A 23,963-nucleotide genomic window follows, 5' to 3' on the forward strand; every position below is an offset into this window, starting at 1 on the left:
GTTGATTTGGTGTATCATGGCGGCATCACGTGTTTTGAACGGTGCCTGCCATGAACAGCCTGCGTTTACTGATCTCCGACTCCTACGATCCCTGGTTCAACCTGGCGGTGGAAGAGTGCATCTTCCGCGAAATGACCACGCAAAAAATCCTCTTCCTGTGGCGCAACGCCGAAACGGTGGTGATTGGCCAGTCGCAGAATCCCTGGAAAGAGTGCAACACCCGACGCATGGAGCAGGACGGCATTCGGCTGGCGCGGCGCAGCAGCGGCGGCGGGGCGGTATTTCATGACCTGGGCAACACCTGCTTTACCTTTATGGCCGGCAAGCCGGGTTACGACAAAAGCGTCTCGACCAACATCATTCTGCAAGCGTTGCGGCAGTTGGGGGTTACCGCCGACGCCTCGGGCCGTAACGACCTGGTAATGGAAACCGCCGACGGGCCGCGTAAAATCTCCGGTTCGGCCTATCGCGAAACGCAGGATCGCGGTTTCCATCACGGCACGCTGCTGCTGAACGCCGATCTGGAGCGGCTGGCGGACTATCTGAATCCGGATCCCAAAAAGCTGCAGGCCAAGGGCATCGCCTCGGTGCGTTCGCGCGTCGCCAATCTGGCGGAGTTTTTGCCGGGCATCAGCCATGAGCAGGTGTGCGAGGCGATCGCGCAGGCCTTCTTCGCCCACTATGGCGAAACGGCCGAACCGGAGATCATTTCGCCGGATGCGCTGCCCGATCTGCCCGATTTTGCCGCGCAGTTCGCCAAACAGAGCAGCTGGGAATGGAATTTTGGCAAAGCGCCGGCATTCAGTCACCTGCTGAACGAACGCTTCGTCTGGGGCGGCGTGGACCTGTTCTTCGATGTGGAGAAGGGGGTCATTGTCCGCGCGCAGCTGTTCACCGACAGCTTGAATCCTGCTCCGCTGCAGCGGCTGGCGGAGGCGCTGGTGGGCTGCGCATACCGCAGCGAGCCGGTTTCCGCGTGCTGTGATCGTCTGATGGCGGACTATCCGCAACAGGCGGCCGAATTGAGCGAGCTGCGGCAATGGCTGAGCGAAACAATCCGCTGACCGGCAGGCTGGCGAGGATGAAGGGATGAGCGTGCTCATCCCTTTTTTTATCCCTGAATCCGGCGATGTGCCAGGGCGTAGCGTAGATTTTCTAAAAATCAAGGTGGGCACTTTTTTACGTTTTCAATGCGACGAATAACAGGTGGAATTGATGTGTTATTAAATTTAATCAGTCATCGTTAACGGCAGGAAAAATCGGCGTTACGGGTGAAAGATTATTTTACTTTATTTAAGATTTTTCTTAATTAAAACAAAGGAGATAAGTCAAATTCCTGCCGTTATCCATTCTACTTAAGCCAAATATCTTTTCGTTCAACGCGCGGGCCGAGAAAACAGGCATAAGTCAGGCTGCTTTTCTTTGCGCCATTGACGATTGTCGTATAGCTTTAATCTATCAATTAAATGATATTTCATGGGCATTTGCATTGATATTTCCGATTAATCCCAGAAGGATTGATCGATAAAATATATTGATATACGATGATACGCTAGCCATTCATCCTGTGGCATAAAAATGAACATCCAACTCGAAGCTGACTTTATTAGTAGCTATGTTTTTCAACCTGTTTACTCAATGGAGGGTAGCCTGTTGGCGGTGGAAATGTTGAGCCGTTTCAACAGTCTAGACGGTGATTTAGCCATGCCGGCCGAAATTGGGATTAATTTATTGGCCCCTGAACAAAGGATTGAGTTATTTAATGAGCAATTGAAACTGGCGGAACGGCATGCTGCCTGGTTTACCGGTAACAGCGTGCAATTGACCATCAATATCGAAGAAACCATCGTCGAGCTTATTCTTTCCGATCCGGCGCTGTGCCAATGGATCAGGCAATACCCTTTTATTGCATTTGAAATGAGTGAGAGTTTTCCGAATCTTTCGGCCGGGAAGAACAACCCGAGCGTGCAGCGATTAAGCGAAATGTTTACGCTGTGGCTCGATGATTTTGGTTCCGGCAAAGCAACGTTGACCGCGTTGTACGATGGCTTGTTTGACTACGTTAAGATTGATAAGCGTTTTTATTGGCAGCTGTTTACCCATCAGGGGTATGACGTCGTCATCGACTCGTTGTTAAAGAATATCAATCTGTTGTGTAAAGGCGTGATCGTCGGAGGAATAGAGAAAAAAGAGTACTTTAATAAACTCAGATACGCCGGTGTTTTAGGCCTGCAAGGTTTTTTATGGCCCAGCGTTGGTGTGGATAATCTGCAATCTTTGCTGGCGATGCCCAGCGAATTCAATAATTAAGAAGTGATATAAAAAACTACACACAATGGGTAAATAATGGCGGGATGTTTATCCTGACTCCGTCGCCGTTATTCACCATCGTTTTTTTGCTGATAACCGCGTTTGTCAGCCGGCGTTAAACCGCGCTTCCTCCGTTGGGGGAAGCGCACCCCCTCGCATCCGTCCTGGCGACAGGCGGATGCGTTCTCCCTGCATTCCTTCGGTGTTAATCCGCCCGTTCAGGCTCTACACTACGCTGAAACGGAGGGCCTATGCCGCAGTTCGATAACGCTTATTACCAACAGTTACCCGGTTTTTACACCGCCCTGAACCCGACGCCGCTCAAGGATGCGCGCCTGCTGTACCATAGCGAGCCGCTGGCGCGCGAGCTGGGGCTGGATGAAAGCTGGTTTACTCAGGATAAAACCCCGATTTGGGCGGGGGAAACGCTGCTGCCGGGCATGCAGCCGCTGGCGCAGGTGTACAGCGGCCACCAGTTCGGCGTCTGGGCCGGGCAACTGGGCGATGGTCGCGGCATTTTGCTTGGCGAACAGCGCCTGGCGGACGGCAGCCACCGCGACTGGCACCTGAAGGGCGCCGGGCTGACGCCGTATTCGCGCATGGGGGATGGGCGCGCGGTGCTGCGCTCGGTTATCCGCGAGTTTCTGGCCTCCGAGGCGCTGCATCATCTGGGGATCCCCACCACCCGGGCGTTGACGATCGTCACCAGCGGCCAACCGGTGTTCCGCGAGCAGCCGGAACGCGGCGCGATGCTGCTGCGGGTAGCGGAAAGCCATGTGCGCTTCGGCCACTTCGAACACTTTTACTACCGCAAACAGCCGGAGCAGGTGCGGCAGCTGGCGGATTTCGTCATCGCTCGTCACTGGCCGCAGCTGCAGGATCAGGCCGATCGCTATCTGTTGTGGTTTACCGACGTGGTCGAACGCACGGCGCGCCTGATCGCCCATTGGCAAACCGTCGGCTTCGCTCATGGCGTGATGAACACCGACAACATGTCGATTCTTGGCATCACCATCGATTACGGCCCCTACGGCTTCCTCGATGACTACCAGCCCGGCTATATCTGTAACCATTCCGACCATCAGGGGCGCTACGCTTTCGACAATCAACCGGCGGTGGCGCTGTGGAACCTGCATCGCCTGGCGCAAACCCTGTCGGGGTTGATGAGCACCGAACAGCTGCAGCAGGCGCTGGCGGTGTATGAACCGGCGCTGATGCGCTCCTATGGCGAACAGATGCGCGCCAAACTCGGCTTCTTCACGCCGACGGCGCAGGATAACGACGTGCTTACCGGCCTGTTGAGCCTGATGGCGCAGGAAGGACGGGACTATACCCGCACGTTCCGCCTGTTGAGCGACACCGAGCAGCAGCAGGCGCAGTCGCCGCTGCGCGACGAGTTTATCGACCGTGCGGCGTTCGACGCCTGGTATCAGCAGTATCGCCAGCGCCTGCAGCAGGAGCAGGTGAGCGATGCGGAGCGGCAACGGGCGATGAAGGCGGTGAACCCGCGTTTGATTCTGCGCAACTATCTGGCGCAGCAGGCGATTGAGGATGCCGAGAAAGACGACGCGGGCCGTTTGCAGCGCTTGCATCAGGCCTTGCTGCGGCCGTTCGACGAGGCGCCGGAGTATGACGATCTCGCTGCGCTGCCGCCGGATTGGGGCAAGCATCTGGAGATTTCCTGCTCCAGCTGAGATGAAAAAGGGCGCCTAATGGCGCCCTTGAATTTTTATTGCCGCAGATAGACCTGCGGCAGCGGCGCTTCGGGATGATGCACCACGCCGAGATCGGCCTGATACCAGCGGGTGAGAATGTCTGCCTGCAGCACCTCCTGCGGCGTGCCGCTTGCCACCAGGCGGCCCTGATGCAACAGCAGAATGCGATCGGCGTACAGCGCGGCCAGATTGAGATCGTGCAGCACGCAGCAGACGCCCAGCGGCTGCTGGCGCGTCAGCGAGCGCAGCAAGCGTAGGGTGTGCTGCTGGTGGTACAGATCCAGCGCCGAGGTTGGCTCGTCGAGAAACAGCCAGGCGGGTGACGGCTGCGGTTGCCACAGCTGCGCCAACACCCGCGCCAGCTGTACCCGCTGCTGTTCGCCGCCGGAAAGCTGACGGTAGTCGCGCTGCGCCAGCGCCAGGCAGTCCGTTTGTTCCATCACCTGTTGGATCGCCTGATGCTGGTCGCGTTTACCGTGCGGCGCCCGCCCCATGCTGACCACTTCTTCCACGCTGAAGGGAAACGCCAGATCGCTGTACTGGCGCATCACGGCCCGGACTTTGGCCAATTGCTGCGGCGCCCAGTGTTCCAGCGGGCGGTCAAGCAGCCGGCATTCGCCGCAGTCCGGCGTCAGATAGCCGGTCAGCAAGCGCAGCAGCGTCGATTTGCCGGCGCCGTTAGGGCCGATAATCGCCACCATCTCACCGCTGGCGAGGCTCAGCGAAACGTCGTTGATCAAGCGGCGCGCGCCGAGGCTGTAGCGCAGCTCCCGGGCCGTCAGGCAGGCGGCGTTATCCACCGGTTCGCTCCCGCTGGCGCATCACCAGCCACAAGAAGTAAGGACCGCCGATCAGGCTGGTCATCAGCCCCACCGGCATTTCGGCCGGCGCCACCAGCGTGCGCGCCAGCGTGTCGCTGACCAACAGCAGGCAGGCGCCGCCCAGCGCGGAGCAGGGCAGCAGCCAGCGGTGATCGCCGCCGAGGCGCATGCGCACCAGATGCGGCACCACCAGACCGACGAAGCCGATCACGCCGCTCATCGCCACCGCCGCGCCGATCAGCAGCGCGCTCAACAGCAGCAGCTGCAGCTTGGCGCGCTGGACGTTCACCCCAAGGTAGTGGGCCTCTTCGTCTCCCAGCTGCAGCAGGTTCAACCGACGCGCCTGCAGCAGCGTCAGCAGCGCCGTGGGCAGGATCAGCGAGGCGGAAACGGCCAGCGTCGGCCATTGCGACTGGCTGAGGCTGCCCATCATCCACAGCGAGAATTGGCGCAGCTGTTGATCGCTACTGACGTAAGAAAGCACGCCGATGGCTGCCATGCACAGGGCGTTGATGGCGATGCCCGCCAGCAGCAGGCGCGACAGATTGCCGTGCCCGCTGCGGCTGATGCCGTAGATCAACAACGACACCAGCAGGCTGCCGAGGAACGCCGCCAGCATGTGGCCGTACAGCGCGATCGTCACCGGCAGCGCCAGCGGCATCACGATGAACAGCGCGACAAACAGCGCGCCGCCGCTGCTGATGCCCAGCAGGCTCGGATCCGCCAGCGGGTTGCGGAACAGCCCCTGCATCACCGCGCCGGACACCGCCAACGCGCAGCCGATCACCACCGCCAGCAACACGCGCGGCAGGCGGATATTCAGCCAGATGTGCCAGGCGGCATCGCTGAACGGTTCGCGCCACAGAGTGCGAAACGACAGCGTCAGCGCGCCGAGATTGGCGGCGACCAGCGCCAGCAGCGTCAACAGCACCAGCAGGCCGATAATGGCCAACTGCGGCGAGGTGCGACAGCGCATTACTTTTGCTCCGCCGCGTGACGCAGTTTGGCCAACGCCGCCGGCGTTTCCAGGCCGAAGCCCAGCAGCGCCATGTCATCGACGATCAGCACGCGCCGCTGTTTGCCCGCCGGCGTCAGCGCCAGGCCCGGCAGCGTCCACAGCTGCTGCTCACCGCCGAGGGTGCGCACGCCGTCGGTAGTGACCAGCAGCAGGTCCGGCGCGCTGGCGATCACGCCTTCCTGCGACAGCGGACGGTAGCGGTCAAAGCCCTGCATGGCGTTTTTCAATCCCGCGGCGGCGATCACCGCGTCGGCGGCGGTATGCTGCCCGGCGGCCATTGGCGTGATGCCGCCGTGGCTCATCACGAACAACACCTTCACCGGCAGCGGGGTGGTATCGACCGCCGCCAGCTGTTGTTGATAGCGCTGGCTCAGCCGCTTGCCTTGCTCAACGCGCTGCAGTGCGGCGGCGATAGCGGCGATTTTCTGCGGCACCGCCTGCAGGGTGGTGTCGCCCGGCACGCTGACCACGTTGACGCCGCTGTCCGCCAGCTGTTTGAGCACCAGCGCCGGCTGCGCCAGCTCGGTCGTCAACACCAGCGTCGGCTTCAGCGCCAGAATGCCTTCGGCGTTCAGCTGGCGCATATAGCCGACGTCAGGCAGCTTTTTCACCGCTTCCGGATTCAGGCTGGTGCTGTCGCGGGCGATCACTTCGTCGCCGGCGCCGAGCGCGAAGGCGATTTCCGTCACGTCGCCGCCGATCGAGACGATGCGCTGCGCCGCTGCCGCAGTGAGCGGCAGCGTCAGCGTCATCATCAGCGCCAGGCGGCGGATCAAGGATGATTTCATGCGGCGATGTCCTTGGGAGCAAGCGCGGCGACCTGCTCGCGCCACTGGGTTTGTTCCGGCTGGCCTTCGGTGCGTTGGCCGTACAGCTGCGCAATCTGCGTGCCGTCTGCGGCGAACAGCTCCAGGCTGGTGACGATGCCGTCCTTGGTGGGTTTGCGAGTGATCCAGCTTTCGGCGATGGCGTCTTCGATCAGGTGCAGCGTGAAGCGGCGGTTGAACACGTTGATCCAACCTTCCTGCGGCATCAGACGTTCGATCTGGCCGGTGAAGATCTGTACGCAGCCGCGGTTGCCGACGAAGATCATGATCTCATTTTGCAGTTGCTGCGCCGCTTCCAGCAGCTGCGACAGCGCGCTGTTGTCCACCTGATAGGCCAGATCGTCGCCGACGGCGCGGAATGCCTGCTGGCGCGTCAGCTTGTTGCGGCTGAGCAGCTGGAAAAACTGGTGAACGTCGGTCATTGCGCGCCATTCACCGTCGATTTTGGCATGATCCTGCGTCGTTTCATCTGCGGTGCTCGCCTCGGCGGGCTGCAGCGCCAGCGCCGGGTTTTCATCGCTCAGGTGGCGTTCCACCAGCGCCATCCAGGCCGGCAGATCGGTTTCCTCGGTGGTGTAGACCTTGTGCAGCGCATCGCCCTGTTGATCGAAGAACTGGATGCTGTGGCGCACGCCGCGCTTGTTGGTTTCGCTCATGGCGAAGACGCTGGTCCAGTGGTTGAGGAACAGACGCAGATCCAGCTCGCGCGGGTTGAGGATCAGCCCGGCGTGGCCGTTGAGGTGCTGATTGCGGTAGCGGCCCATCTGCTCATGCACCGCATAGCTGTTGCGAGTGATGGACTTGGTGACGCCCACCTGCTCGAGTTGGGTGAGCAGGGTGCGAGCGTCGGCCTGCAGGCGGCGGGCGTCGTGGCCGACGCGAGCGTGCGTCAGCTCCGCTTCGCTGACGCCGAGCAGCGCCGCCAGATCGCGAGCGTATTTGCCGGGATGGTCGATTTTAGCCTGTTGGTAGCGTTCGTACAGGGTGTTGCTCATGCGGGATTCTCCTGCGCTGTGATGCGAACGGCGGACACGTCGGTGTCCGCCAGATAGTCAAATGATCACCACTGGTAGCTGACCAGCAGTTTGGCGTTGCGGCCATCCTGCGGGACGCCCTGCGGCGAGTAATATTCTTTGTCGAAGGCGTTGCCCAGCACCACGGTGGTGGTGACGCCCTGCAGGCGGTCGCGGCCCTTGTAGCTCAGATAGAAGTCGTTGACGCCGTAACCGCCTTGTTCTGGAGACCCGGCTTGTACGCGGGTGGCGCGTTCGGCGAAGGTGGCGACCCAACCGGCGGACAGGCCGGTTTCGCCCAACGGCACGTCCAGCGAGCTGGTGACGGTGTCCGGGCTGATGTCGGCCAGCCAATCGCCGCTTTTCGCGTTCAGCTCGCCATTGCGTGACTTGTCCTTACCGCGCGTACGGTTGTAGGCCAGATCCCAGTTAAACCACTGGGTCTGGTAGTTAAGCGAGGTGTCCCAACCCCAGATCTTGGCGCGGGAGATATTGGTTGAAGCGGTTTGCGTGCGGGTGACGTACAGGCTGATGTAGTCCTTGGCGTCGGTGTCGAAATAGCTGGCCTTGAATTGCAGGCTGTCATCCGCCATCAGCAGATCGTCGAAGCGCAGGCCGAAACCGGCTTCGGTGGTGCTGGTGGTTTCCGGCCGCAGATTCGGGTTAGGCACCCAATAGTTGCCGGGGAAGTGGCGCGAATCGTTGTACATCTCGCCCATGGTTGGGGCGCGGAAGGCCTGGGAATAGGAGCCGAACAGCATCAGCCAGTCAGTCGGCGAGTAGCTCAGCGCGCCACGGGAAGACCATTTGTCGGCCTTGACGTCATCATGGCCCTGGCTGCTGCCCTTATAATCGTCATAGCGAGTGCCGGCCAGCACGGTGACCGGAATGTCGCGCAGCGTAATTTCATCCTGCAGCCAACCGGAGGCGAAGTTGATCTTGGCCTGCGGGAAGCTGGTGGTAGCGCCGCCCGGCTGCTGTTTCTGTTGATAAACCTCGGAGCCGTAGGTCAACAGGTGCGACGCGAAACTGTCGGCGAACAGGCGCGTGCGGTTTTCCAGCTTGCCGCCGTTGGTGGTCTGCTTGCGGAATTCGTCGGTCGCGCCGGCGTTGTGCGCGTTGATTTTGACTTCCGAGGTGTACAGTCTGGCGGTGGCGTCCAGCCAATCCTGGCCGACCGGCTTGAGCTTATAGCTCAGAGCGGCGTCGCGCTGGATGGTGGAACGGTTAGTCATCGGGTTGCCGCTAGAGCTGCCCGGCGTTTGCGGGTTTTTCGGCTCTTGGGCGTCGTTGTTGTAATAACGCAGATCGCCGCTCAGCGACTGGTTGTCGTCGATCTTCCAGGTGCCTTTGGCCAGCACGTTACTGATGGTTTCATCGTTAGGGGCGTCAAAACCGTTACCCTGGCGCAGATTGCCGACGTCGCGGGTGCCGAACGACAGCAGGCCGTCGAGGTTATCGGTCTTGCCGTAGGCGCTGGCGCCCATGCCCAGACTGTGATCGCCGGTGCCGGCGGTGCCGTAGACGCGGAACCCGGTATCGTGGCCCGGCAGCAGCAGATCGGCGGCATCGACGGTCTCGTAGGCGATGACGCCACCCAGTGCGCCGCTGCCGTACAGCAACGCAGAGGGGCCGCGCACGATTTCAATGCGCTTCACCAGCGCCGGATCGAGGAAGGTGCCGCCGATGTGGCCGGTATCGGTCCCCTGGCGAATGCCGTCGACCAGCGTCAGCACGCCGTTCTTGCCATAGCCGCGCATCGTCACATCCTGGCCGTTGCTGCGCCCGGTGCCGTTGACGGTGATGCCCGGCACGCGCCGCAGCATATCGGCGGCGGAGGTGGCGGTCTGGCTTTCCGGCGAATTGCCTTCGATCACCGTGACCATCATCGGCGCTTCAAAGCTGCTGCGTTGGTTGCCGGTGGCGACCACGGTCATGGTCTCGTCGGCGGCTTTGGCTTTTTTCGCCGGCGCCGCGTTGGAGGAAGATGTTGTGCTGGTGTTTTGTGCCAAGGCCACCGTAGGCAGAGCGCAGGCAATCGCCAGACTCAAAGCGGAAAAACGCAGCCGGGTGGAAAATGTCAGAGGCATGGTGCAACTCTCCGTATGTAATAAAACATATCAATAGATTTGCTGGCTGCCTGGATCAAAAGATCGGGGTGGCTGGCGTTTGAGGATTCTGTGGTTATTTGGTCAGGATCAATTTCCCGGCTTTAGTCTGCCGCAGTTGATAGCGCTGGCCCTGATGGGTAATGAACGCGATGCCGTCGGCGCCGAGCAGCTGTGCGCTGTCGTAGCTGGGCGGCGCGTTTGCGCTGTGCTCGTTCGGGGCCGCGGCGGCGGGGGAAGGCGTGTTGGCTGTATCCATCATCATTGTGCTTATAAAACAGGCCATTAAATGGTAATTAATATCAAACTGAGAATCATTATCATGTGAAGGAAAGGTTACATCAAGGAAAATTTTCTTACCGATGGAACCTTTTTGCCGTATGGGCATCTGGCGGCGGGCCGAGCGCGTTCGGCCCGCAAAAAAAGAGGATTATTTCAGCAGGGTTTCGATACGGTCGAATAGACGCTCGGGTTTGGTGATCGGCGCAAAACGCGTGACGCGCTGGCCGTCGGCGGTCAGCAGGAATTTGGTGAAGTTCCACTTGATGCGGCGACTGCCGAGAATGCCGGGCGCCAGGCGTTTCAGCTCATTGAACAGCGGGTGCGCGCCGGGGCCGTTGACCTCTATCTTGCTGAACAGCGGAAAGCTGACGCCGTAGTTGAGGCTGCAAAAGTTGGCGATCTCCAGCGGGCTGCCGGGTTCCTGAGAACCAAACTGGTTGCAGGGGAAGCCGAGCACCATCAACCCGCGCTCGCGATAGTATTGCCACAGATTTTCCAGCCCGCGGTATTGCGGGGTGAAGCCGCACTTGCTGGCGGTGTTGACCACCAGGTAAGCGCGCGCCGGGAAATCGCCCAGCGTTTTTTGCTCGCCCTGCAGCGTGACGCAGGGAATGGATAACAGAGAGTGAATCATGCCGGGGCTCCCAGTGCATTTCGGCGGGTGCTAAAGCGTTGCAATCAGTATAGATGAGCAGGTCGGGATGAATAAAGCCGGGGCAAGGCCCCGGCCTGTGCGGCGTTAGAAACGGCTATCGACCGCATCCGCCAGCATCGCCAACAGCTGTTCGCTGTCGGACCAGCTCAGGCAAGGATCGGTGATCGACTGGCCATAGGTCAACGGCTGGCCGGCGACGATTTTCTGCGTGCCTTCCACCAGGAAGCTTTCGGCCATCACGCCGGTGATGGCGGCAGAGCCGGCGCGGATCTGCTGGCAGACGTTGTCAGCCACTTCCAACTGGCGGCGATGCATTTTCTGACAGTTGCCGTGGCTGAAGTCGATCACCAGGTGCTCCGGCAGATCGAACTCGCGCAGGCTGTCGCAGGCAGCGGCGATATCGCTGGCGTGGTAGTTCGGCGTCTTGCCGCCGCGCATGATGATATGGCCGTACGGGTTGCCGCTGGTCTGGTAGATGGTCATCTGACCATGTTTGTCCGGCGACAGGAACATGTGCCCGGCGCGCGCCGCGCGAATGGCGTCGATGGCGATGCGGGTGTTGCCGTCGGTACCGTTTTTGAAGCCGACCGGGCAGGAGAGCGCCGAGGCCATTTCACGGTGGATCTGGCTTTCGGTGGTGCGCGCGCCGATGGCGCCCCAGCTGATCAGGTCGGCGATATATTGGCCGACCACCATGTCCAGGAATTCGGTGGCGGTCGGCAGGCCGAGCTGGTTCACTTCCAGCAGCAGGCGGCGCGCCATTTCGATGCCGCGGTTCACCTGGAAAGTGCCGTCCAGCGCCGGATCGGAGATCAGGCCTTTCCAGCCAACGACGGTGCGCGGTTTTTCGAAATAGGTGCGCATCACGATCTCTAGGCGGTCCTGGTAACGTTCGCGCAGGGCGTTCAACCGGCCGGCATAATCGACGGCGGCGTCGAGATCGTGAATGGAGCAGGGGCCGATCACCACCAGCAGGCGGCGATCTTCGCCGGTGAGGATTTTTTCAATGCGTTTGCGTGACGCTGTCACGTTATCGGCGACGGCCGCCGAGATCGGCAGCTTGTCTGCCAACGCTTGCGGCGTGACGAGGCTGTCGATGCGCGCGGTCCGCAGTTCATCTGTTTTGTGCATGTTGTTCCCTGGAAACTGTTCTTCTCTGCGGCAGGAGTGCCGGGAAGTGATGGCGATCACAATAACGTAAAAAGCGCTGAATTCAACCGTAGAGATTGCGTTCTGTTGATCAAAGCCGCGAAAAAAAGCACAAAAAAATCAGCTGCTGCTGAAATAAACGGCAGGCGGCGGGGCGCGACGGCCCCGCGAGGGAAAGATCAGAACATGCGGCGGCTCATGCCGAGGATATCGAGGATTTTGGTGGAGATCTCTTCGACCGAATAGTTGGTGGTATTGAGGTAGCGGATCTGGTTTTTGCGGAACAGCGCCTCGACCTCGGCGATCTCCATGCGGCACTGGCGCAATGAAGCGTAGCGGCTGTTTTCACGCCGTTCTTCGCGGATCGCCGCCAGGCGCTCCGGATCGATGGTCAGGCCGAATAATTTATGCTGAAACGGTTTCAGCGAGGCCGGCAGGTGCAAATTGTCCATATCGTCGGCGATAAACGGGTAGTTAGCGGCGCGGATGCCGAACTGCATCGCCAGATAGAGGCTGGTGGGGGTTTTGCCGCAGCGCGACACGCCCAGCAGGATCACCTGCGCCTGATCGAGGTTGCGCAGCGAAATGCCGTCGTCATGTGCCAGGGTATAGTCGATGGCGGCAATGCGCGCGTCGTACTTGCCGAGGTTGCTGGCGGTCAGGCCATGGGTGCGGTTCGGCACCGGCGTCGGCTCAACCTCCAGTTCACCCTGCAGCGGGCCGACCAGCGCCTGCACGATATCCTGACAGAAGCCCTGGCTCTGAACGATCACGTCGCGCACTTCCGGCGAGATGATGGAGTAAAACACCAGCGGACGCACGCCAGTTTCATTATAGATATCATCGATTTGCTGGCGAACTGCGCGAGCGCGCGCCTCGGTTTCGACAAACGGCAGGGTGTACGTGGTCGCCGTGACCGGAAACTGCGACAGCACCGCGTGTCCCAGCACTTCGGCGGTGATCGCCGTACCATCAGAAATATAAAAAACGCTTCTTTCCACCCGAGGCTCCTTACCTGAAAACGGTGTTCCTGCTGTCATCACTGCCAATATCATGGGCCGCAGAGGATCCGTCGGTAAAGGGGCGAGGGAAAAAATTGTGACGGCAGGGCGGTAAACCGCCTTTCGGCGGCAGGTGAAAAAAGCGCGCCCTGGCGGCGGTAAAAATCGCGGTGCAACGACGCTTTGCATCTGAAACGCAAATTTGCCGCTATTTTCAACAAAAACGGTAGCGTTTGCGCGGTCATTAAAACAGAAGTTTAAAAAGAGCGTAATTTGTTGAGAACTAAGCTTTTCGTGCGATTGGGAACGGTTCCCAGCCAAATCAGCCGGTTAGGACATTCTCTTAAAAACCACTTTCTTCAGTGGGTTGATCGATTCACCTTTCCATTTTCCCCAGATCAGTGTGCTAGTCTGATTCGGCTCCGTGTTAGCGGCGCCGTAAAGCAAGCGAATTAAATCCGTCTTTACCCTACTGATAGCAATAAGGATTGTCTCGATGTCCAACAATGGCCCAGACTTGCGTAATGTGCTTTGGTACAACCAGCTTGGCATGCACGACGTTGACCGTGTCGGCGGCAAAAACGCCTCCCTCGGTGAAATGATCACCAATCTTTCCGATTTGGGCGTGGCCGTGCCAAACGGTTTTGCCACCACCGCGCAGGCGTTTAACGATTTTCTCGAACAAAGCGGTGTTAACCAGCGCATCTATCAGTTACTGGATCAGACTGACGTTGACGACGTTGCACAGCTGGCCAAGGCCGGCGCCCAGATCCGCCAATGGGTGATCGACACGCCGTTCCACGCCGAGTTCGAGCGTGAAATTCATCAGGCTTACCAACAGCTCGCCGACGGCGAGCCTGAAGCCTCTTTTGCCGTGCGCTCCTCCGCCACGGCGGAAGATATGCCGGACGCGTCCTTTGCCGGCCAGCAGGAAACCTTCCTCAACGTGCAGGGCATCGACGCCGTGATGGTGGCGATCAAGCACGTGTTCGCGTCGCTGTTCAACGACCGCGCCATCTCTTATCGCGTACACCAGGGCTATGACCACCGCGGCGTGGCGCTGTCGGCAGGTGTGCAGCGCATGGTGCGTTCCGATCTGGCCTCCTCGGGCGTGATGTTCACCATCGACACCGAGTCCGGCTTTGATCAGGTGGTGTTCATCACCTCCGCTTTCGGTCTCGGTGAGATGGTGGTGCAGGGCGCGGTGAACCCGGATGAGTTCTACGTGCACAAACCGACGCTGCAGAACGGCAAGCCGGCGATCGTGCGCCGCAACCTGGGCTCGAAAAAGATCCGCATGGTGTACGCGCCGTCGCAGGATCACGGTAAGCAGGTGCGCATCGAAGACGTGCCGGAAGCGCAGCGCAGCCGTTTCTCGCTGACGGATGACGAGGTGCAGGCGCTGGCGCAGCAGGCGATCCTGATCGAAAAACATTACGGCCGCCCGATGGATATCGAGTGGGCGAAAGACGGCCATACCGGCAAGCTGCTGATCGTGCAGGCGCGCCCGGAAACCGTACGCTCCAACGAGCAGACCATGGAACGTTACCAGCTGAACGGCTCCAGCCCGGTGCTGGTGGAAGGCCGCGCCATCGGCCACCGTATCGGCGCCGGCCCGGTGAAAGTGATCCACGACATCAGCGAAATGGATCGTATCCAGCCGGGCGATGTGCTGGTGACCGACATGACCGACCCGGATTGGGAACCGATCATGAAGAAGGCCGCCGCGATCGTCACCAACCGCGGCGGGCGCACCTGTCACGCAGCGATCATCGCGCGCGAGCTGGGCATTCCGGCGGTGGTGGGCTGCGGCCACGCCACCGACGTGCTGAAAGACGGCCAGAAAGTTACCGTTTCCTGCGCGGAAGGCGACACCGGCTTCGTTTACAGCGATATGCTGGACTTCAGCGTGCAGAGCTCCGAAGTGACCGAACTGCCTGAGCTGCCGCTGAAGATCATGATGAACGTCGGCAACCCGGATCGCGCCTTCGACTTCGCGCGCCTGCCGAACGAAGGCGTGGGCCTGGCGCGGCTGGAATTTATCATCAACCGCATGATCGGCGTGCACCCGCGCGCGTTGCTGGAGTTCGATCAGCAAACGCCGGCGCTGCAAAACGAGATCCGCGCGTTGATGCAGGGTTACGATCATCCGGTCGAGTTCTACGTCGGCCGTCTGACTGAAGGCATCGCGACGCTGGGCGCCGCTTTCTGGCCGAAGCGCGTGATCGTGCGCCTGTCCGACTTTAAATCCAACGAGTACGCCAACCTGGTGGGCGGCGACAAGTATGAACCGCACGAAGAGAACCCGATGCTGGGCTTCCGCGGCGCCGGCCGCTACGTGGCCGACAGCTTCCGCGATTGTTTCGCGCTGGAGTGCGAGGCGGTGAAACGCGTGCGTAACGAAATGGGGCTGACCAACGTCGAAATCATGGTGCCGTTCGTGCGTACCGTGGCGCAGGCGGAAGCGGTGGTGGCCGAACTGGCGCGTCAGGGGCTGAAGCGCGGCGAAAACGGGCTGAAAGTGATCATGATGTGCGAGATCCCGTCCAATGCGCTGTTGGCGGATCAGTTCCTGGAGCACTTCGACGGCTTCTCCATCGGTTCCAACGACATGACACAGCTGGCGCTGGGGCTGGATCGCGACTCGGGCGTGGTGTCGGAGCTGTTCGACGAACGCAACGAGGCGGTGAAAGCGCTGCTGTCGATGGCGATTCAGGCGGCCAAGCGCCACGGCAAATACGTCGGCATCTGCGGCCAGGGGCCTTCCGACCACGAAGACTTCGCCGAGTGGCTGATGGAGCAGGGCATCGACAGCCTGTCGCTCAATCCGGACACCGTGGTGCAGACCTGGATCAATTTGTCGAAAAAGAAATAATGCCTCGGCACCGCTAAGGCATAAACGCCAGGCCGCAGTTTACGCTGCGGCCTTTTTATTTCTGAATGTAAATAACGGCGCGTAAAATAATCAACTTGGCGAAAAAAGAATAAAAAAAAGCCCACCGTAGGAGATGGGCAAAGACTACACACAGCAATTCACATGTATGGCATTACATTGTTCAGAAAGGTTGCTTTAAAATCAGTAATTTGAAGCAATAGATGGCCATAATACTAAATTTTTGAACGCCACTAGTCATTAAGAATCATCCTAATCAATAGCGGCATCACATTTTATTTGCGGGCGATCTCTCTTTTTACGGCGTGCAACAAAACAGGGATTTACCTTGCACCTTTTATTCGTTGCGTCTTAATCAATATATAACGGCTTTATATTCAACAGGGATATTACCCGAATGAGGTAGGAATAATGCGCGGGCGAAAAATTCCGCCCGACGATGTGGGCGGAAGGGGAAATTAGCGTTTTTCCAACTCTTCGATCACTTGCTCCGGTGCGGTGGTCGGCTCCGGCGCTTCATCCATCCAGGCGGTCAGCAGGCGATAAGACACCGCCAAGACCACCGGGCCGATGAACAGGCCAATCATGCCGAAGGCCAGCAAGCCGCCGATAACGCCCGACAGGATCAGCAGCAGCGGCAGATCGGCACCCATGCGGATCAACACCGGTCGCAGCACGTTATCCAGCGTGGCCACTACGCAGCTCCAGACCAACAGCACGGTGCCCCAGGTGGTGTCGCCGTGCCAGTACAGCCAAATGATGGCCGGCACCAGCACTAACAGCGGCCCCAATTGCGCCACGCAGCAGATGAAGATCAGCATCGTCAGCAGGGTGGCGGCCGGAATGCCGCTCACTGCCAGACCGATGCCGCCCAGCACCGACTGCACCAGCGCCGTCACCACCACGCCCAGCGCCACCGCACGGATCGCCTGGCCGCCCAGCAGCACCGCCGCATCGCCGCGCTCAGAACCCAGGCGCACCGCAAAGTGGCGGATGCCCAACGCCACCTGCTCGCCGCGCGCATAAAGCAAGGCGCTGAACAGCAGCATCAGCGCGCAGTGCAGCAGCAGACGGCCGATATGCGCCGCCTGCGCCACGAACCAGGTGGCGGTCTGGCCGAAGTAAGGTTGTACCTTCGCCAGCAGCGCGGCGCCGCCGGCGTTAACCAGCGTGTGGTAGCTGGTATAAAGCTTGTCGCCGATCATCGGCACGGATTGCAGCCAGGCGAGATCGGGAATATGCAGTTTGCCCGGCGAACTGGCCCAGGCGATCAGCGGCGCGCTGTTATCCACCACGCTGCTGATCAGCAGGGAGATGGGCAGAATGAACAGCAAGATCAGCAGCAGGGTCATGACCAGCACCGCCAGCGAGCGGCGGCCCCACAGCAGCTTTTGCAGTTTGAGCAGCAGCGGCCAGGTGGCGATCACCACCATGCCCGCCCAGGCGAAGCCGAGAATAAACGGTTGGATCACCCAGAAACAGGCGACGATCATGATGGCGATAAACAGCACGCCGAAAATAATTCGCGGTAAGTCGTAACGCGATTGCGGGAGTGGCATCAGTGGCTTCTCATCCTGGTCAATTGAATCCCTGGCACCGGCGAACCGGGGTGCCTGTCGGTCGGTTTCTCACCGCCGGGCGGCCGCCTGTGGCAGCGCTCGCAGGGCGGTAATAATGTGAATGCCTTCACTAAACGAGTATGTTAGTTTTTAGTGTCACTAAAAAATAGGGTGGGTCTGAATTAAAGGCCCGATTCAGCGTACATCAGCGCATAAAAAATAGACGGACAGGGTCAAAAAAGCGAATGATCCCACAGATTTCTCAGGCGCCCGGCCTCGTTCAACGGGTGCTCGACTTTTTGGAAGCACTGAAGCAAAACGGATTCAACGGCGATACCGCCACCAGCTACGCCGACCGGCTGACGATGGCCACCGACAACAGCATCTATCAGCTGTTGCCCGATGCGGTGGTGTTTCCCCGTTCCACCGCCGATGTGGCGCTGATCGCCCGCCTGGCGGGTGAAGAACGCTTCAAAACGCTGACCTTCAGCCCGCGCGGCGGCGGCACCGGCACCAACGGCCAGTCGCTCAATACCGGCATCGTGGTCGATATGTCGCGCCATATGAACCGCATTCTGGAGATCAACGTCGAACAGGGGTGGGTAAAAGTCGAAGCCGGGGTGATCAAGGACCAGCTGAATCAATATCTGCGGCCGTTCGGCTACTTCTTCTCGCCGGAACTCTCCACTAGCAACCGCGCTACCCTGGGCGGCATGATCAATACCGACGCCTCCGGCCAGGGCTCGCTGGTGTACGGCAAAACCTCCGATCACGTATTGGGCCTGCGGGCGGTGCTGCTGGGTGGCGAGATGATCGATACCCGCGCCATGCCGACGACGCTGGCGGAAACGATTGCTCTGGAAGAGACCGCCGAAGGGCGCATCTATCGCACGGTGCTGAACCGCTGCCGCGAGCAGCGCGCGCTGATCCTGGAAAAATTCCCCAAGCTCAACCGTTTCCTCACCGGCTACGACCTGCGCCATGTGCTGAGCGACGATCTGCAAACCTTCGATCTGACGCGCATCCTGACCGGCGCCGAAGGCACGCTGGCGTTTATCACCGAAGCGCGGCTGGACATCACGCCGCTGCCGCAGGTGCGTCGCCTGGTCAACGTAAAGTACGACTCCTTCGACTCGGCGCTGCGCAATGCGCCCTTTATGGTCGAAGCCAAGGCGCTGTCGGTGGAAACCATCGACTCCAAGGTGCTGAACCTGGCGCGTGAAGATATCGTTTGGCACTCGGTGAACGAGCTGATCGCCGACGTGCCGGACAAAGAGATGCTCGGGCTGAACATCGTCGAGTTCGCCGGTGACGATCGGGCGCTGATCGACGGCCAGATGGAGGCCCTGTGCCAACGGCTGGACGAATTGATCGCACAGCGGCAGGGCGGCGTGATCGGATACCAGATCTGCGGCGATCTGGCGGGCATCGAGCGCATTTACAACATGCGCAAGAAAGCGGTCGGGTTGCTGGGCAACGCCAAAGGGCGCGCCAAGCCGATTCCGTTCGCCGAGGACACCTGCGTGCCGCCGCAGCACCTGGCTGACTATATCGTCGAGTTCCGTCAACTGCTCGACGAGCACAACCTGAGCTATGGCATGTTCGGCCACGTCGACGCCGGGGTGCTGCACGTGCGCCCGGCGCTCGACATGTGCGACCCGCAGCAGGAAGTGCTGATGAAACAGATCTCCGATCGGGTGGTGGCGCTGACCGCCAAATACGGCGGCCTGCTGTGGGGCGAGCACGGCAAAGGCTTCCGTGCGGAATACAGCCCTGAATTCTTCGGGGAAACGCTGTTTGAGGAGCTGCGCCGCATCAAGGCGGCGTTCGATCCGGATAACCGCCTGAACCCGGGCAAGATCTGTGCGCCGCTGGCGGTGGATGCGCCGATGATGCAGGTGGATGCGGTCAAACGCGGCACTTTCGATCGCCAGATCCCGGTCGAGGTGCGCACCTCGTTCCGCGGCGCGCTGGAGTGTAACGGCAACGGCCTGTGTTTCAACTTCGACGTGCGCAGCCCGATGTGCCCGTCGATGAAGATCAGCGGCAACCGCATTCATTCGCCGAAAGGGCGGGCGACGCTGGTGCGCGAGTGGTTGCGTCTGTTGGCCGAGCAGGGCGTGGATCCGCTGGCGCTGGAGAAACAGCTGCCGCAGCAGCGCCTCAGCTTGCGCGGCGTGATCGAAAAGACCCGCAACAGCTGGCACGCCGGCAAAGGCGAGTATGACTTCTCGCACGAAGTGAAAGAAGCGATGTCCGGCTGCCTGGCCTGCAAGGCCTGCTCCACCCAGTGCCCGATCAAGATTGACGTGCCGGGGTTCCGTTCGCGCTTCCTGCAGCTCTACCACACCCGCTATCTGCGCCCGGTGAGCGACTACATGGTCGCCGGCGTGGAGAGCTACACCCCGCTGATGGCCCGCGCGCCGAAGGTGTTCAACTTCTTCTTCCGCCAGCCGTGGCTGCGGGAGATGAGCCGCCACGCCATCGGCATGGTCGATCTGCCGCTGTTGTCCAGCCCGACGCTGCGTCAGCAGCTGTCCGGCCACCGCGCGACCACGTTGACGCTGGAGCAGTTGGAAGGGTTGAGCGCCGAGCAACGCGCAGAGCACGTGCTGATCGTTCAGGATCCGTTCACCAGCTATTACGACGCCAAAGTGGTGGCGGATTTCGTGCGGCTGGTGGAGAAGCTCGGCTATAAACCGGTGCTGCTGCCGTTCTCGCCGAACGGCAAGGCGCAGCATGTGAAAGGTTTCCTGACGCGTTTTGCCCGCACCGCACGCAAAACCGCCGATTTCCTCAACCGCGTGGCGCAGCTCGGCATGCCTATGGTGGGCGTCGATCCTGCGCTGGTGCTGTGCTACCGCGACGAATACCGCGAGATCCTCGGCGCCGAGCGCGGCGATTTCCAGGTGCAGCTGGTGCATGAATGGTTGCAACAGCGGATCGCGGATCGCGCCGAACAGCCGGCGACCGGCGAGCCCTGGTATCTGTTCGGCCACTGCACCGAAACCACCGCGCTGCCGGCCAGCGGCCAACAGTGGGCGGCGATCTTCGCCCGCTTCGGCGCCAAACTGGAGAACGTCAGCGTCGGCTGCTGCGGCATGGCGGGCACTTACGGCCACGAAGCCAAGAACCTGCAAAACTCGCTCGGCATTTATGAGCTATCATGGCATCCGACGCTGCAGCGTTTGCCGCGGCAGCGCTGCCTGGCGACCGGCTATTCGTGCCGCAGCCAGGTGAAACGCATCGAGGGCAATGGCGTGCGCCACCCATTACAGGCACTTCTGGAGATGATTGAGTGAAATTGTGGAAACGTGAAACATCGCTGGAGCAGCTGAACCGCGCCGGTGACGGCTGCATGGTCAGCCATGTGGGCATCGAGTTTACCCAGATGGGCGAGGATTTCCTCGAGGCCACCATGCCGGTCGATGGCCGTACCCGGCAGCCGTTCGGGCTGTTGCACGGCGGAGCGTCGGTGGTGCTGGCGGAGTCGATGGGATCGATGGCCGGCTACCTGTGCAGCGAAGGCGAGCAGAAAGTGGTGGGGCTGGAGATCAACGCCAACCACCTGCGCGCGGTGTTCGATGGCCAGGTGCGCGGGGTGTGCCGTGCGCTGCACGTGGGCCGCCGCCATCAGGTGTGGCAGATAGAGATCTTCGACGCGCGCGACCGGCTGTGCTGCACCTCGCGTCTGACCACGGCGGTCATCGACTGATCCCCGTCAGCTTCCGCAGGCCAGCGGCCTGCGGAACGCATCGCTTTACAGTTGAAACGGCACGCGTTTGACGAAGTCCTTCTGAAACGCGTTCGCCTTCTCCCAGGTGCCTTCCATCGCATATTTTTGGCAGATCAGCGTCAGCGTGTGGCGTGCGAAGTGGTAGCTTTGCACCCGAAACAGCTGGCAGCGCTGCGGATTGTTGATCTCGACGATCAGCCGGTTGTGCAGCTTGCTGAGCGCGTGCAGGTAGCTGTCGTCGTCGCCGTTCTCCAGGCACAGATTGGCCATGGTCAGGCTGACGCTGTTGTATCGCTTCAGATGATCAATATTGCATTCCGGGCGTCGCAGCGCCGCTTCGGCCATATAAAAGTCCACCGTGGCGTCGCGCACGCTGAATTTGTATTCGTCAATCTTGCCCAGCAACCATGCGTTGATCGTAAGAGTCATTGGCTTCGCGCTCAAATTCAAATTGAATGATAATCATTATCATATAAACTGCCGCGTTGCCGATCAATCCCCGATACGGCGTTTTTTTGTTGTGCAGGGTGGCAATTGGCCCTCGGCGGCCCAACTTGATCCAGAGCGACTAAACTTTAATCAGCAGCCCCTCAGTCCGCACAGGGCGAGAAATGCCGATAAACGCACATTTACGACAGACAGAATGCAGAAATAGGTATTTTCTATGAATGTTTAGAACGGCAACGCACCGTGGCGCTGTAACGCTGACGGGCCACCGGGGAGTGCGGTACGGTGATGCAGGATAGATAACAAATTCATAGGGATAGCATGCACACCTTGCCGCCTGACGCCGCAAGCCGCCACGGATGTCCCGTTGGCTTGCCGCGCGCCGCAGCGAAAAACCGCGCTCGCGGCGGATACCCCCGCAAAACAAACGGTTGAAGTGATAATCGTTATCACTAACATATAAGCAACCCAGATTGGCTGTGGCCAAACACGAGTGTGAGGTAGACCCTATGCAAACGGAAAATGTCGGCACTTTTTCTCTGGATGAAAATGTCTGGCAAGGCATTTCGCTCAGCGACAGCGCCGTACGACAAATAACGAAACTGATGCAGCAGGATCCGCAGGTGAAAGGGCTGCAGCTAGGGGTGAAACAATCCGGCTGCGCCGGCTTTGCCTATGTGCTGGATCTGACCCGCGACCCCGCCGATGACGATCTGCTGTTTGAGCGCGACGGCGCCAAACTGTATGTGCCGCTGAAGGCGATGCCGTTTATCGATGGCACCACGGTCGATTATGTCCGTGAAGGGCTGAACCAGATCTTCAAATTCAACAACCCTAAAGCTCAGCATGCCTGCGGGTGCGGCGAGAGTTTTGGCGTTTGAGCGATGCAATCAACATGACACGAAGCAATGTAGAAATGCCTAATGAAGTGCAGGCTTGGGTCAGCGAAGGTCGCTACAAAGAAGGCTTCTTCACCCAGCTGGCAACCGATGAGTTGGCCAAGGGCATCAACGAAGAGGTGGTGCGCGCCATCTCGGCCAAGCGCAACGAACCCGAGTGGATGCTGGAATTCCGCCTCGAGGCCTATCGCGCCTGGCTGCAGATGGAAGAACCGCACTGGCTGAAGGCCAATTACGATCGCCTGAACTACCAGGACTACAGTTACTATTCGGCTCCGTCCTGCGGCAGCTGCGACGACGCCTGCGGTTCGCAACCCGGCGCCGAGCAGCAAACGGGCGCGGCGACGGAAAAAGATTACCTGACCAGCGAAGTGGAGCTGGCGTTCAACCAGCTCGGCGTGCCGGTACGCGAGGGCAGCGAGGTGGCGGTGGACGCCATCTTCGACTCGGTCTCGGTCGCCACCACCTACCGTGAAAAACTGGCGGAGAGCGGGGTGATCTTCTGCTCGTTCGGCGAAGCGATCCAGGAGTACCCGGATCTGGTGCGCCAATACCTGGGGCGGGTGGTGCCGTCCAACGATAACTTCTTCGCCGCGCTGAACGCCGCGGTGGCTTCCGACGGCACCTTCGTCTACGTGCCGAAGGGCGTGCGTTGCCCGATGGAGCTGTCGACCTATTTCCGTATCAACGCCGCCAAAACCGGCCAGTTTGAGCGCACCATCCTGATCGCCGACGAAGGCAGTTACGTCAGCTACATCGAGGGCTGTTCTGCCCCGGTGCGCGATAGCTACCAGCTGCACGCGGCGGTGGTGGAAGTGATCTTGCATAAAGACGCCGAAGTGAAATACTCGACGGTGCAGAACTGGTTCTCCGGCGGCGAGAGCAAGGGCGGCATCCTCAACTTCGTCACCAAGCGCGCGCTGTGTGAAGGCGCCGGTTCGAAAATGTCCTGGACCCAGTCGGAAACCGGCTCGGCCATCACCTGGAAATACCCGAGCGTGATCCTGCAGGGCGACAACTCGATCGGCGAATTCTTCTCGGTGGCGCTGACCAGCGGCCATCAGCAGGCGGATACCGGCACCAAGATGATCCACATCGGCAAAAACACCAAGTCGACTATCATCGCCAAAGGCATCTCCGCCGGCCACAGCGAGAACACCTATCGCGGCCTGGTGAAAATCCTGCCGGGGGCGGAAAACGCCCGTAACTTTACCCAGTGCGACTCGATGCTGATCGGGCCGGACAGCGGCGCCCACACGTTCCCGTACGTCGAAGCGCGCAACAACAGCGCTCAGCTGGAGCACGAAGCCACCACCTCGAAGATCGGCGACGACCAGCTGTTCTACTGCCTGCAGCGCGGCATCAGCGAGGATGACGCCATTTCGATGATCGTCAACGGTTTCTGCAAGGACGTTTTCTCCGAGCTGCCGCTGGAGTTCGCCGTCGAGGCGCAGAAACTTTTGGCCATCAGCCTGGAACACAGCGTGGGCTAATCGCCGCATTTTTAGCGCCGTCGGCGCTATCTGAGGA

General features: G+C 60.1%; 19 protein-coding genes and 1 other RNA gene. 8 read left to right on the forward strand and 12 right to left on the reverse strand.

Going from position 1 to position 23,963, the window contains the following annotated elements; all coding sequences use genetic code 11:
- Nucleotides 1-50: 50 nt before the first annotated feature.
- From GKN89_RS00320 to GKN89_RS00330, 3 genes are all read left to right on the forward strand, one after another.
- Nucleotides 51-1,064, forward strand: a complete 1,014-nt coding sequence (locus GKN89_RS00320) for a lipoate--protein ligase A (protein WP_154746126.1) — start codon at nucleotides 51-53, stop codon at nucleotides 1,062-1,064.
- Nucleotides 1,065-1,578: 514 nt separating this feature from the next.
- On the forward strand, nucleotides 1,579-2,310 hold the full coding sequence (locus tag GKN89_RS00325; protein WP_063919349.1) for an EAL domain-containing protein: 732 nt from the start codon (nucleotides 1,579-1,581) through the stop codon (nucleotides 2,308-2,310).
- A 251-nt stretch (nucleotides 2,311-2,561) separates the two neighbouring features.
- Complete coding sequence (locus GKN89_RS00330; protein WP_154746127.1) at nucleotides 2,562-4,004, forward strand: protein adenylyltransferase SelO; 1,443 nt, start codon at nucleotides 2,562-2,564, stop codon at nucleotides 4,002-4,004.
- Between the two features lie 35 nt (nucleotides 4,005-4,039).
- Here the strand turns inward: GKN89_RS00330 and GKN89_RS00335 are convergent, their stop codons facing one another.
- The 9 genes from GKN89_RS00335 to GKN89_RS00375 form a co-directional block, all read right to left on the reverse strand.
- On the reverse strand, nucleotides 4,040-4,825 hold the full coding sequence (locus tag GKN89_RS00335) for a heme ABC transporter ATP-binding protein (protein WP_370520132.1): 786 nt from the start codon (nucleotides 4,823-4,825) through the stop codon (nucleotides 4,040-4,042).
- Nucleotides 4,818-5,822 carry an iron ABC transporter permease gene (locus GKN89_RS00340; protein WP_016927948.1) on the reverse strand — a complete coding sequence of 335 codons (1,005 nt, stop codon included), beginning with the start codon at nucleotides 5,820-5,822 and terminating at the stop codon, nucleotides 4,818-4,820. Before GKN89_RS00340 ends, GKN89_RS00335 begins: the two co-directional genes overlap by 8 nt.
- Complete coding sequence (locus GKN89_RS00345) at nucleotides 5,822-6,652, reverse strand: hemin ABC transporter substrate-binding protein (protein WP_154746128.1); 831 nt, start codon at nucleotides 6,650-6,652, stop codon at nucleotides 5,822-5,824. The genes GKN89_RS00340 and GKN89_RS00345 overlap by 1 nt, the downstream gene beginning before the upstream one ends.
- Nucleotides 6,649-7,686: a hemin-degrading factor gene (locus GKN89_RS00350; protein ID WP_154746129.1), complete on the reverse strand. Its 1,038-nt coding sequence runs from the start codon at nucleotides 7,684-7,686 to the stop codon at nucleotides 6,649-6,651. The genes GKN89_RS00345 and GKN89_RS00350 overlap by 4 nt, the downstream gene beginning before the upstream one ends.
- A 65-nt stretch (nucleotides 7,687-7,751) precedes the next feature.
- Nucleotides 7,752-9,794, reverse strand: a complete 2,043-nt coding sequence (locus GKN89_RS00355) for a TonB-dependent hemoglobin/transferrin/lactoferrin family receptor (RefSeq protein ID WP_154746130.1) — start codon at nucleotides 9,792-9,794, stop codon at nucleotides 7,752-7,754.
- A gap of 94 nt (nucleotides 9,795-9,888) precedes the next feature.
- Complete coding sequence (gene hemP / locus GKN89_RS00360; RefSeq protein ID WP_154746131.1) at nucleotides 9,889-10,071, reverse strand: hemin uptake protein HemP; 183 nt, start codon at nucleotides 10,069-10,071, stop codon at nucleotides 9,889-9,891.
- A 171-nt stretch (nucleotides 10,072-10,242) separates the two neighbouring features.
- On the reverse strand, nucleotides 10,243-10,728 hold the full coding sequence (locus tag GKN89_RS00365) for a glutathione peroxidase (protein WP_019456010.1): 486 nt from the start codon (nucleotides 10,726-10,728) through the stop codon (nucleotides 10,243-10,245).
- Nucleotides 10,729-10,833: 105 nt separating this feature from the next.
- A complete protein-coding gene (locus GKN89_RS00370; RefSeq protein WP_004931381.1) occupies nucleotides 10,834-11,880 on the reverse strand; it encodes a 3-deoxy-7-phosphoheptulonate synthase in 1,047 nt (348 codons plus the stop codon).
- A 197-nt stretch (nucleotides 11,881-12,077) separates the two neighbouring features.
- Nucleotides 12,078-12,938, reverse strand: coding sequence for a pyruvate, water dikinase regulatory protein (locus tag GKN89_RS00375; protein ID WP_049239973.1), 861 nt, complete (start codon nucleotides 12,936-12,938; stop codon nucleotides 12,078-12,080).
- Between the two features lie 457 nt (nucleotides 12,939-13,395).
- On the opposite strand from GKN89_RS00375, the gene ppsA reads away from it, so the two are divergent.
- Nucleotides 13,396-15,774, forward strand: a complete 2,379-nt coding sequence (gene ppsA / locus GKN89_RS00380; RefSeq protein WP_063919355.1) for a phosphoenolpyruvate synthase — start codon at nucleotides 13,396-13,398, stop codon at nucleotides 15,772-15,774.
- A gap of 109 nt (nucleotides 15,775-15,883) precedes the next feature.
- On the opposite strand, the gene rprA is transcribed toward ppsA, so the two are convergent.
- Together rprA and ydiK are read right to left on the reverse strand one after the other, a co-directional pair.
- Nucleotides 15,884-15,995: antisense sRNA RprA (gene rprA / locus GKN89_RS00385), an RNA gene on the reverse strand.
- Nucleotides 15,996-16,250: 255 nt separating this feature from the next.
- Nucleotides 16,251-17,351: an AI-2E family transporter YdiK gene (gene ydiK, locus GKN89_RS00390; RefSeq protein ID WP_019456007.1), complete on the reverse strand. Its 1,101-nt coding sequence runs from the start codon at nucleotides 17,349-17,351 to the stop codon at nucleotides 16,251-16,253.
- 245 nt (nucleotides 17,352-17,596) lie between these two features.
- Between ydiK and GKN89_RS00395 the strand changes: the two genes are divergently transcribed.
- Entirely contained in the window at nucleotides 17,597-20,653 is a 3,057-nt protein-coding gene (locus tag GKN89_RS00395) for an FAD-binding and (Fe-S)-binding domain-containing protein (RefSeq protein ID WP_154746132.1), read from the forward strand.
- Nucleotides 20,650-21,066: a 1,4-dihydroxy-2-naphthoyl-CoA hydrolase gene (menI, locus tag GKN89_RS00400; protein WP_019456005.1), complete on the forward strand. Its 417-nt coding sequence runs from the start codon at nucleotides 20,650-20,652 to the stop codon at nucleotides 21,064-21,066. Before GKN89_RS00395 ends, menI begins: the two co-directional genes overlap by 4 nt.
- A gap of 45 nt (nucleotides 21,067-21,111) precedes the next feature.
- On the opposite strand, the gene GKN89_RS00405 is transcribed toward menI, so the two are convergent.
- Complete coding sequence (locus GKN89_RS00405; RefSeq protein WP_019456004.1) at nucleotides 21,112-21,516, reverse strand: hypothetical protein; 405 nt, start codon at nucleotides 21,514-21,516, stop codon at nucleotides 21,112-21,114.
- A gap of 527 nt (nucleotides 21,517-22,043) precedes the next feature.
- Between GKN89_RS00405 and sufA the strand changes: the two genes are divergently transcribed.
- Together sufA and sufB are read left to right on the forward strand one after the other, a co-directional pair.
- Nucleotides 22,044-22,415 (forward strand): Fe-S cluster assembly scaffold SufA, encoded by a 372-nt coding sequence (sufA, locus tag GKN89_RS00410; RefSeq protein WP_019456003.1) that lies wholly within the window; start codon nucleotides 22,044-22,046, stop codon nucleotides 22,413-22,415.
- 14 nt (nucleotides 22,416-22,429) lie between these two features.
- Entirely contained in the window at nucleotides 22,430-23,926 is a 1,497-nt protein-coding gene (sufB, locus tag GKN89_RS00415; protein ID WP_025159702.1) for a Fe-S cluster assembly protein SufB, read from the forward strand.
- The last annotated feature ends 37 nt before the right edge of the window (nucleotides 23,927-23,963 follow it).

The sequence above is a fragment of the Serratia sp. YC16 genome (assembly GCF_009707615.1).
GTDB lineage: Bacteria > Pseudomonadota > Gammaproteobacteria > Enterobacterales > Enterobacteriaceae > Serratia > Serratia surfactantfaciens.